Raw genomic sequence first — 7,860 nt, 5'->3', positions numbered from 1 at the left:
ACCCCCACCCACGGCTCACTCCCACGGCCTCGGTGACGGCCGCCAACTCAGCCTGGACTAGGCTGTCCCGCATGTCCGAACCGACCGGTGCCGCCCGCCGTCGCGGGCCCTTCGAGGTCGGGGACCAGGTCCAGCTCACCGACCCCAAGGGACGCCACTACACGTTCACGCTCGAAGCAGGGAAGAGCTTCCACACCCACAAGGGTGCCTTCCCCCACGACGAGCTGATCGGCGCGCCCGAGGGAACCGTCGTCCGCACCACCGGAAACGTCGCCTACCTCGCGCTGCGCCCCCTGCTCCCCGACTATGTCCTGTCCATGCCACGCGGCGCCGCCGTGGTCTACCCCAAGGACGCCGGCCAGATCCTCGCGATGGCCGACATCTTCGCCGGCGCCCGCGTCGTCGAGGCCGGCGTCGGCTCCGGATCGCTCAGCATGTTCCTGCTGCGCGCCATCGGCGACCAGGGGATGCTGCACTCCTACGAGCGCAGGGCCGACTTCGCCGAGATCGCCCAGGAGAACGTCGCCCGCTACTTCGGCGGCCCCCACCCGGCCTGGCAGGTGACCGTCGGCGACCTCCAGGACCACCTCTCGGACACCGACGTCGACCGCGTCATCCTGGACATGCTCGCGCCCTGGGAGTGCCTGGACGCGGTGTCCAAGGCGCTGGTGCCCGGCGGCATCGTCTGCGCCTACGTGGCGACCACCACCCAGCTGGCCCGGACCGTGGAGACCATCCGCGAGCACGGCACGTTCAACGAGCCGCGCGCCTGGGAGACCATGGTCCGCACCTGGCACGTGGAGGGCCTCGCCGTCCGCCCCGACCACCGCATGATCGGGCACACCGGCTTCCTGCTGACCGCCCGCCGCCTCGCCGACGGGGTCACGCCCCCGCTGCGCCGCCGCAGGCCCGCGCCCGGCGCCTACGGCGCGGACTACACCGGCCCCGGCTCGGGAAGCGCCGCCGCCTGATCGCCGACCCCGCCGAGGGGCGGTGGTGTGACGTGTGACACGATGCCCACCGCGTTCCCCACCGCCCTCACGCCTTCCCTGGAGTCCCCGCGTGCAGCTCCCGGCCGGTCACGACCTCCCGCACACCCGCGCCCGCGCCCTTCACTGGCTGACCACCGCCGCCGTGCTCGCGGCCGTGACCGGCGCCGCCGCCATGATCGAGCCGACCGGCGCCACCGCGACCACCGCGGGCGCCGCGCCGGTCGCGGGCCCTGACGCGGAGCGGGCGCCGTATCCGCTGGACTGCGGCCCGCTCGACGTCCTCGTCGCCGACCACGCGTCCCTCGACCTGGACGGCGACGGGCGGGCGGAGACGGTGGCCGTGGTCCGCTGCGACGCCGGCTCGGGAACGCCGCCGCACGGCGTCTACCTGCTCACCCACCCCGCCGACGAGGGGGCCGAGCCCCGCGTCGCCGAGACCCTGGTCGACCCGTCCGAGCTCATGACGGTGGACGAACTCGACACCGCGGACGGCGAGATCTCCCTGAGCCTGCACGGCTACTCCTCGACCGACGTCCCACGCTGCTGCCCCGACCAGTTCCGCGAGGTCAGCTGGGCCTGGGAGGACGGGCGGCTGGCGCTCCACGTCGCCCCGGCCCCCAACAGCGTCTGAACGCGCCGCCCGGTGGCGGGGCGGCCCTACGCGGCGTCCGGGCCGTACACCTCGGCGCCGTCGGACGTCCGGCGGACGTGGATGCACTGCCCGGGACACTCCTTCACGGAGTCCGCGACATCCCGCAGCAGCGGCAGCGGAACCGGCGCGGTCGCCCCCGGCGCGGTCAGCAGGTCGGCCTCCGCGCCGGGCTCCGTCGGAGGCTTCACATAAGCCAGGCCGTCGATGTCGAGTTCGAACACGTCGGGGGCGTACTGGGCGCAGATTCCGTCCCCGGTGCAGAGGTCCTGATCGATCCAGACCTCGAGCTCCTCGGTGGCTTCGTTCCGCACGGTCATTCGCCTTACCGTTCGTCGTAGGGTGAAACAAAGGGGGCCGTCCACGCCGGGTGTTGACCGCTTACGACGATACAGCGGACCGCTTTCCGATGGAGCAGGGTGGGTATTTCCCTGGCGTGAGGGAGTGCGCAAGGGTGAAGATCGGACACGCCCCGACCGTCTTTGTGATCTAGGGGTTTCGAACTGCACCGGTCCAGGTAGGGTCTGGAAGCGTCCAGCTCCCCTTGGAGGAGGTGAGGACCCGTGGTATCCCAGAACGACGACAGCAACCGCGGCATCCGGCCTGGTCGAGGTTCAGACGACCCGACCCGGCAGGTTGCCGACCTTGAGCAGGAGATCACTGTCCTGCGCCGCAAGCTGGCCGACTCTCCGCGTCACACTCGGATTCTCGAGGAGCGGATTGTCGAGCTCCAGACCAATCTGGCCGGCGTGTCCGCGCAGAACGAGCGACTGGCGAACACCCTGCGTGAGGCGCGTGACCAGATCGTGGCCCTCAAGGAGGAAGTCGACCGGCTCGCCCAGCCGCCCTCCGGGTTCGGCGTCTTCCTGAGTGCGAACGACGACACCACCGCCGACATCTTCACCAGCGGCCGCAAGCTGCGGGTGAATGTCAGCCCCAGCGTCGACCTCGACGAGTTGAGACGTGGCCAGGAGGTCATGCTCAACGAGGCGATGAACGTCGTCGCGGCCATGGAGTTCGAGAGCGCCGGGGACATCGTCACCCTCAAGGAGGTCCTGGAGGACGGCGAGCGCGCCCTGGTCGTCGGCCACACCGACGAGGAGCGGGTCGTCAAGCTCGCGCAGCCCCTCATGGACGTGGTGCTGCGCGCGGGAGACGCCCTCCTGCTGGAGTCCCGCTCCGGCTACGTCTACGAGGTCGTGCCCAAGAGCGAGGTCGAGGAGCTGGTCCTCGAAGAGGTCCCGGACATCGACTACACCCAGATCGGCGGCCTCGGCGGCCAGATCGAGCTGATCAGGGACGCCGTCGAACTGCCCTACCTGCACCCGGACCTCTTCCGCGAGCACGAGCTCCGGCCGCCCAAGGGCGTCCTGCTCTACGGCCCGCCCGGATGCGGCAAGACGCTGATCGCCAAGGCCGTGGCCAACTCGCTGGCCAAGAAGGTCGCGGAGGTCACGGGACGGCCCGCGGGGAAGAGCTTCTTCCTCAACATCAAGGGTCCCGAGCTGCTCAACAAGTACGTCGGCGAGACGGAGCGGCACATCCGGCTGGTCTTCCAGCGGGCCCGTGAGAAGGCGAGCGAGGGCGTGCCCGTCATCGTCTTCTTCGACGAGATGGACTCCCTCTTCCGCACCCGCGGCTCGGGCGTGAGCTCGGACGTGGAGAACACCATCGTCCCGCAGCTGCTCTCCGAGATCGACGGCGTGGAGGGCCTGGAGAACGTCATCGTCATCGGCGCCTCCAACCGGGAGGACATGATCGACCCGGCGATCCTGCGCCCGGGACGCCTCGATGTGAAGATCAAGATCGAGCGCCCGGACGCCGAGGCCGCGCGCGACATCTTCTCGAAGTACCTCACCTCCCGGCTGCCGCTGCACTCCGAGGACCTCGCGGAGCACAACGGCAGCTCCGAGATCACCGTCGGCAGCATGATCCAGACCGTCGTGGAGCAGATGTACGCGGAGTCCGAGGAGAACCGCTTCCTCGAGGTCACGTACGCCAACGGCGACAAGGAAGTCCTCTACTTCAAGGACTTCAACTCCGGCGCCATGATCCAGAACATCGTGGACCGGGCCAAGAAGATGGCGATCAAGGACTTCCTGGATCACCAGCAGAAGGGTCTGCGCGTCTCCCACCTGCTCGCCGCCTGCGTGGACGAGTTCAAGGAGAACGAGGACCTGCCCAACACCACCAACCCGGACGACTGGGCCCGCATCTCCGGCAAGAAGGGCGAGCGCATCGTGTTCATCCGCACGCTCGTCACCGGAAAGCAGGGCGGGGACACCGGCCGCTCGATCGACACGGTGGCGAACACCGGTCAATACCTGTAGTGCATGAGGCGTCGGCTGCGGGGCACGCGAAGGCGGGCTCCGCAGCCGTTCGTTTCCGAAACAGTCCCGAAGGAAACCCGCAGTGATCTCCTCACCGCACCCCGTGTCGCCTAGGCTCGTAGCCAGCGGCCGGACGGTGGAGAGCCGCCGCCGGGCAAGGAGGGCCGCATGACTGTACGGCGAGTGATGGGCATCGAGACGGAGTACGGCGTTTCCGTTCCCGGGCACCCGAACGCCAACGCGATGCTCACCTCCTCCCAGGTCGTGAACGCCTACGCGGCGGCCATGCACCGGGCCAGGCGGGCGCGCTGGGACTTCGAGGAGGAGAACCCGCTGCGCGACGCGCGAGGCTTCGACCTGGCCCGCGACAACGCCGACGCCAGCCAGCTGACCGACGAGGACATCGGCCTGGCGAACGTCATCCTGACCAACGGCGCGCGGCTCTATGTCGACCACGCGCACCCCGAGTACAGCTCCCCCGAGACCACCAGCCCGATGGACGCCCTGCTGTGGGACAAGGCGGGGGAGCGGATCATGGCCGAGGCGGCCAGGCGCGCCGCCGAGGTGCCGGGCGCCCAGCCGATCCACCTCTACAAGAACAACACGGACAACAAGGGCGCCTCCTACGGCACCCACGAGAACTACCTGATGAAGCGGGAGACCCCGTTCTCCGAGATCGTGCGCCACCTGACGCCGTTCTTCGTCTCCCGCCAGGTCGTCTGCGGCGCCGGCCGGGTCGGCATCGGGCAGGACGGCGGCGAGCACGGCTTCCAGCTCAGTCAGCGCGCCGACTACTTCGAGGTCGAGGTCGGCCTGGAGACGACGCTGAAGCGGCCCATCATCAACACCAGGGACGAGCCGCACGCCGACGCCGAGCGCTACCGCAGGCTCCATGTGATCATCGGCGACGCCAACCTCGCCGAGCTGTCGACCTACCTCAAGCTCGGGACCACCGCGCTGGTGCTGTCCATGATCGAGGACGGCTTCATCGCCGTGGACCTCGCCGTCGACCAGCCGGTGCGGACCCTGCACCGGGTCAGCCACGACCCCTCGCTCAAGGAGCTGATCACCCTCCGCAGCGGGCGCACGCTGACCGCGGTCCAGCTCCAGATGGAGTACTACGAGCTGGCCAGCAAGTACGTGGAGGAGCGCTGGGGTTCGGACGCCGACACCCAGACTCTCGACGTCCTCCACCGCTGGGAGGACGTCCTCGGCGCCCTGGAGCGCGATCCGATGAGCCTGGCGGGCCAGCTGGACTGGGTCGCCAAGCGCGAGCTCATGGAGGGGTACCGCCGGCGCGACGGGCTGGGCTGGGACGCCGCCCGCCTTCACCTGGTGGACCTCCAGTACGCCGACGTGCGGCCCGACAAGGGCCTGTACAACCGCCTGGTGGCCCGTGGCCGGATGACCAGGCTGCTGGCGGACGAGGACGTCGCGGCCGCCCGGGTGGATCCGCCCGTGGACACCAGGGCCTACTTCAGGGGCCGCTGCCTCGAGCAGTACGCGGACGACGTCGCGGCCGCCTCCTGGGACTCGGTGATCTTCGACCTGCCGGGCCGTGACTCGCTCCAGCGGGTGCCGACCATGGACCCGCTGCGCGGCACGAGGGAGCACGTGAAGGACCTCCTCGACCGCTGCGAGACGGCCGAAGATCTCGTCCGTGCCCTCTCGGGCGGCTGATCCGCCCCCGATCCGGGAATCATGGAGGTGATTCCCGGACGTTGTAGCAAAGAAAGGCCGATGTCAGCCCCGGCTAGTAGGGTCTGATCTTGATACGTCGAGCTGAGCATGGGGTGAGGGAGATGGCGACCAAGGACACCGGCGGCGGCCAGCAGAGGGCGTCGCGCACCAGCGAAGAGACCGAAGAGCAGACACAGGACGCCGAGGTCTCGGAGGACCTCAAGGAGCGACAGGAAGCCCTGACGGACGATGTGGACTCCGTCCTGGACGAGATCGACGAGGTTCTGGAGTCCAACGCCGAGGACTTCGTGCGGAGTTTCGTGCAGAAGGGCGGCCAGTAGCCCGCCGCTGGGAAGCCGCGCGACCCGGGTGGATCTTCAGCGGGTGACGGGTAGGGTCCGTGGCATACGCTGCCTCCAGCCCCGGCCGAACGCCGGATCGGGGCGGCGGACCGTTTCTCCTACCTGGAAGGACACCTGTGGCGGCCTACTCCCATGACCAGGGGCGACTCCCGGCGGCCTTCCTGCGGCCGGGGTCGTCCTCTTTCCTGGACTTCCTGTCGGACTATGCCCCCGAGCGGGTCCCCGGCGGCCGGTCGCTTCCCCCCGTGGAGGGCGCGATCGAGACCGTGCACGGCACGACGATCATCGCCGCCACCTGCGCGGGCGGCGTGGTGCTCGCGGGTGACCGCAGGGCCACCATGGGGAACATGATCGCTCAGCGCGACGTCGAGAAGGTCTTCCCCGCCGACGAGTACTCCGCGGTCGGCATCGCCGGCACGGCGGGTCTCGCCATCGAACTGGTCAAGCTCTTCCAGCTGGAGCTGGAGCACTTCGAGAAGGTGGAGGGCCATGTGCTCTCCCTGGAGGGCAAGGCCAACCGGCTGTCGACCATGATCCGGGGGAACCTGGGGATGGCCATGCAGGGTCTCGCCGTCGTCCCGATGTTCGCCGGATTCGACCTGGACAAGGGGAAGGGCCGGATCTTCTCCTACGACGTGACCGGCGGTCGCTCCGAGGAGCTGGGCTTCGCCGCCGTCGGCTCCGGCTCGATCTTCGCCCGCGGCGCCATGAAGAAGCTGCACCGCGAGGACCTGAGCGAGCGTGAGGCCGCCACGGCCGTGGTCCAGGCACTCTACGACGCGGCCGACGACGACTCGGCGACGGGCGGCCCCGATCTCGCCCGCCGGATCTTCCCGATCGTCACGGTGATCACCGAGGATGGCTTCCGCCGGCTCACCGAGGCGGAGGTCTCCGGGATCGCCACCACGGTCACCGAGGGCCGGCTCCAGCTGCCGAACGGGCCGCAGGCCCCGGTTCTGTAGCTTCCCTCTCGGTAACGCCGAAGATTTCCGACGGACAGGACAGGAAGGGACGAGTAGCCGGTGTCGACACCGTTCTATGTCTCACCCCAGCAGGCCATGGCGGACCGCGCCGAGTACGCCCGGAAGGGCATCGCGCGCGGGCGCAGCCTGGTCGTGCTCCAGTATGCCGACGGCATCGTGTTCGTCGCGGAGAACCCGTCGCGCGCGCTGCACAAGGTGAGCGAGATCTACGACCGGATCGCGTTCGCCGCGACCGGCAAGTACAACGAGTACGAGAGCCTGCGCATCGGCGGGACCCGCTACGCCGACCTGCGCGGGTACACGTACGACCGGGAGGACGTCACCGCCCGGGGCCTGGCCAACCTGTACGCCCAGACGCTGGGCAACATCTTCTCCAGCGCCGCCGAGAAGCCCTACGAGGTGGAGCTGCTGGTCGCCGAGGTCGGCGAGACCCCGGCCGACGACGAGATCTACCGGCTGCCGCACGACGGTTCCATCATCGACGAGCACGGCTCGGTCGCGGTCGGGGGGAACTCGGACCAGATCGGCAGCTATCTCGGGCAGCGCCACCGTGACGACATGAACCTGGGGGAGGCCCTGCGGCTGGCCGTCGAGTCGCTGACGCGCGACACCAACGGCGGCGAGCGTGAGCTGACCGCCGATCAGCTGGAGGTCGCCGTCCTGGACCGGAAGCGCAGCCAGCAGCGGAAGTTCAAGCGGGTGCTGGGGGGTCAGCTCTCCCGGCTGCTCGAGGGCGACGGTTCGGCCCCGGCGTCGGAGGAGTCCTCGGAGTCCGCGGAGGACTCCTCCGACGCCGAGGAGTGAGCCCTCGCCGCGGACGCCGCGCACACGCCCCGGAGCCCTGAGCCCCGGGGCGTAGGTCTG

At 69.5% G+C, this 7,860-nt stretch carries 8 protein-coding genes; 7 read left to right on the top strand and 1 reads right to left on the bottom strand.

Features of this window, described 5'->3' with window-relative positions; translation table 11 throughout:
• Positions 1-71: 71 nt before the first annotated feature.
• Together ADY01_RS07965 and ADY01_RS07960 are read left to right on the top strand one after the other, a co-directional pair.
• Complete coding sequence (locus tag ADY01_RS07965; protein ID WP_049568004.1) at positions 72-971, top strand: tRNA (adenine-N1)-methyltransferase; 900 nt, start codon at positions 72-74, stop codon at positions 969-971.
• A gap of 91 nt (positions 972-1,062) precedes the next feature.
• A complete protein-coding gene (locus ADY01_RS07960) occupies positions 1,063-1,623 on the top strand; it encodes a hypothetical protein (protein ID WP_049568001.1) in 561 nt (186 codons plus the stop codon).
• A gap of 26 nt (positions 1,624-1,649) precedes the next feature.
• Here the strand turns inward: ADY01_RS07960 and ADY01_RS07955 are convergent, their stop codons facing one another.
• A complete protein-coding gene (locus ADY01_RS07955; RefSeq protein WP_049567998.1) occupies positions 1,650-1,961 on the bottom strand; it encodes a ferredoxin in 312 nt (103 codons plus the stop codon).
• Positions 1,962-2,204: 243 nt separating this feature from the next.
• Here ADY01_RS07955 and arc point away from each other — a divergent pair, with 243 nt between their 5' ends.
• The 5 genes from arc (at position 2,205) to prcA (ending at position 7,800) form a co-directional block, all read left to right on the top strand.
• Positions 2,205-3,971: a proteasome ATPase gene (arc, locus tag ADY01_RS07950; RefSeq protein WP_049567995.1), complete on the top strand. Its 1,767-nt coding sequence runs from the start codon at positions 2,205-2,207 to the stop codon at positions 3,969-3,971.
• A 168-nt stretch (positions 3,972-4,139) separates the two neighbouring features.
• The gene (gene dop, locus ADY01_RS07945; protein WP_049567992.1) at positions 4,140-5,651 is read left to right on the top strand and encodes a depupylase/deamidase Dop; all 1,512 of its coding nucleotides are present in this window, start codon (positions 4,140-4,142) and stop codon (positions 5,649-5,651) included.
• Between the two features lie 122 nt (positions 5,652-5,773).
• Entirely contained in the window at positions 5,774-5,992 is a 219-nt protein-coding gene (locus ADY01_RS07940) for a ubiquitin-like protein Pup (RefSeq protein WP_049567989.1), read from the top strand.
• A 137-nt stretch (positions 5,993-6,129) separates the two neighbouring features.
• The gene (gene prcB, locus ADY01_RS07935; RefSeq protein ID WP_049567986.1) at positions 6,130-6,975 is read left to right on the top strand and encodes a proteasome subunit beta; all 846 of its coding nucleotides are present in this window, start codon (positions 6,130-6,132) and stop codon (positions 6,973-6,975) included.
• Positions 6,976-7,035: 60 nt separating this feature from the next.
• On the top strand, positions 7,036-7,800 hold the full coding sequence (prcA, locus tag ADY01_RS07930) for a proteasome subunit alpha (protein WP_049567983.1): 765 nt from the start codon (positions 7,036-7,038) through the stop codon (positions 7,798-7,800).
• Positions 7,801-7,860 lie beyond the last annotated feature (60 nt).

It is taken from the genome of Streptomyces sp. SBT349 (assembly GCF_001083795.1).
In the GTDB taxonomy this organism is placed as follows: domain Bacteria; phylum Actinomycetota; class Actinomycetes; order Streptomycetales; family Streptomycetaceae; genus Streptomyces.
Note: the sequence above shows the minus strand (reverse complement) of the source record. Positions and strands in the feature narration are given on the sequence as shown.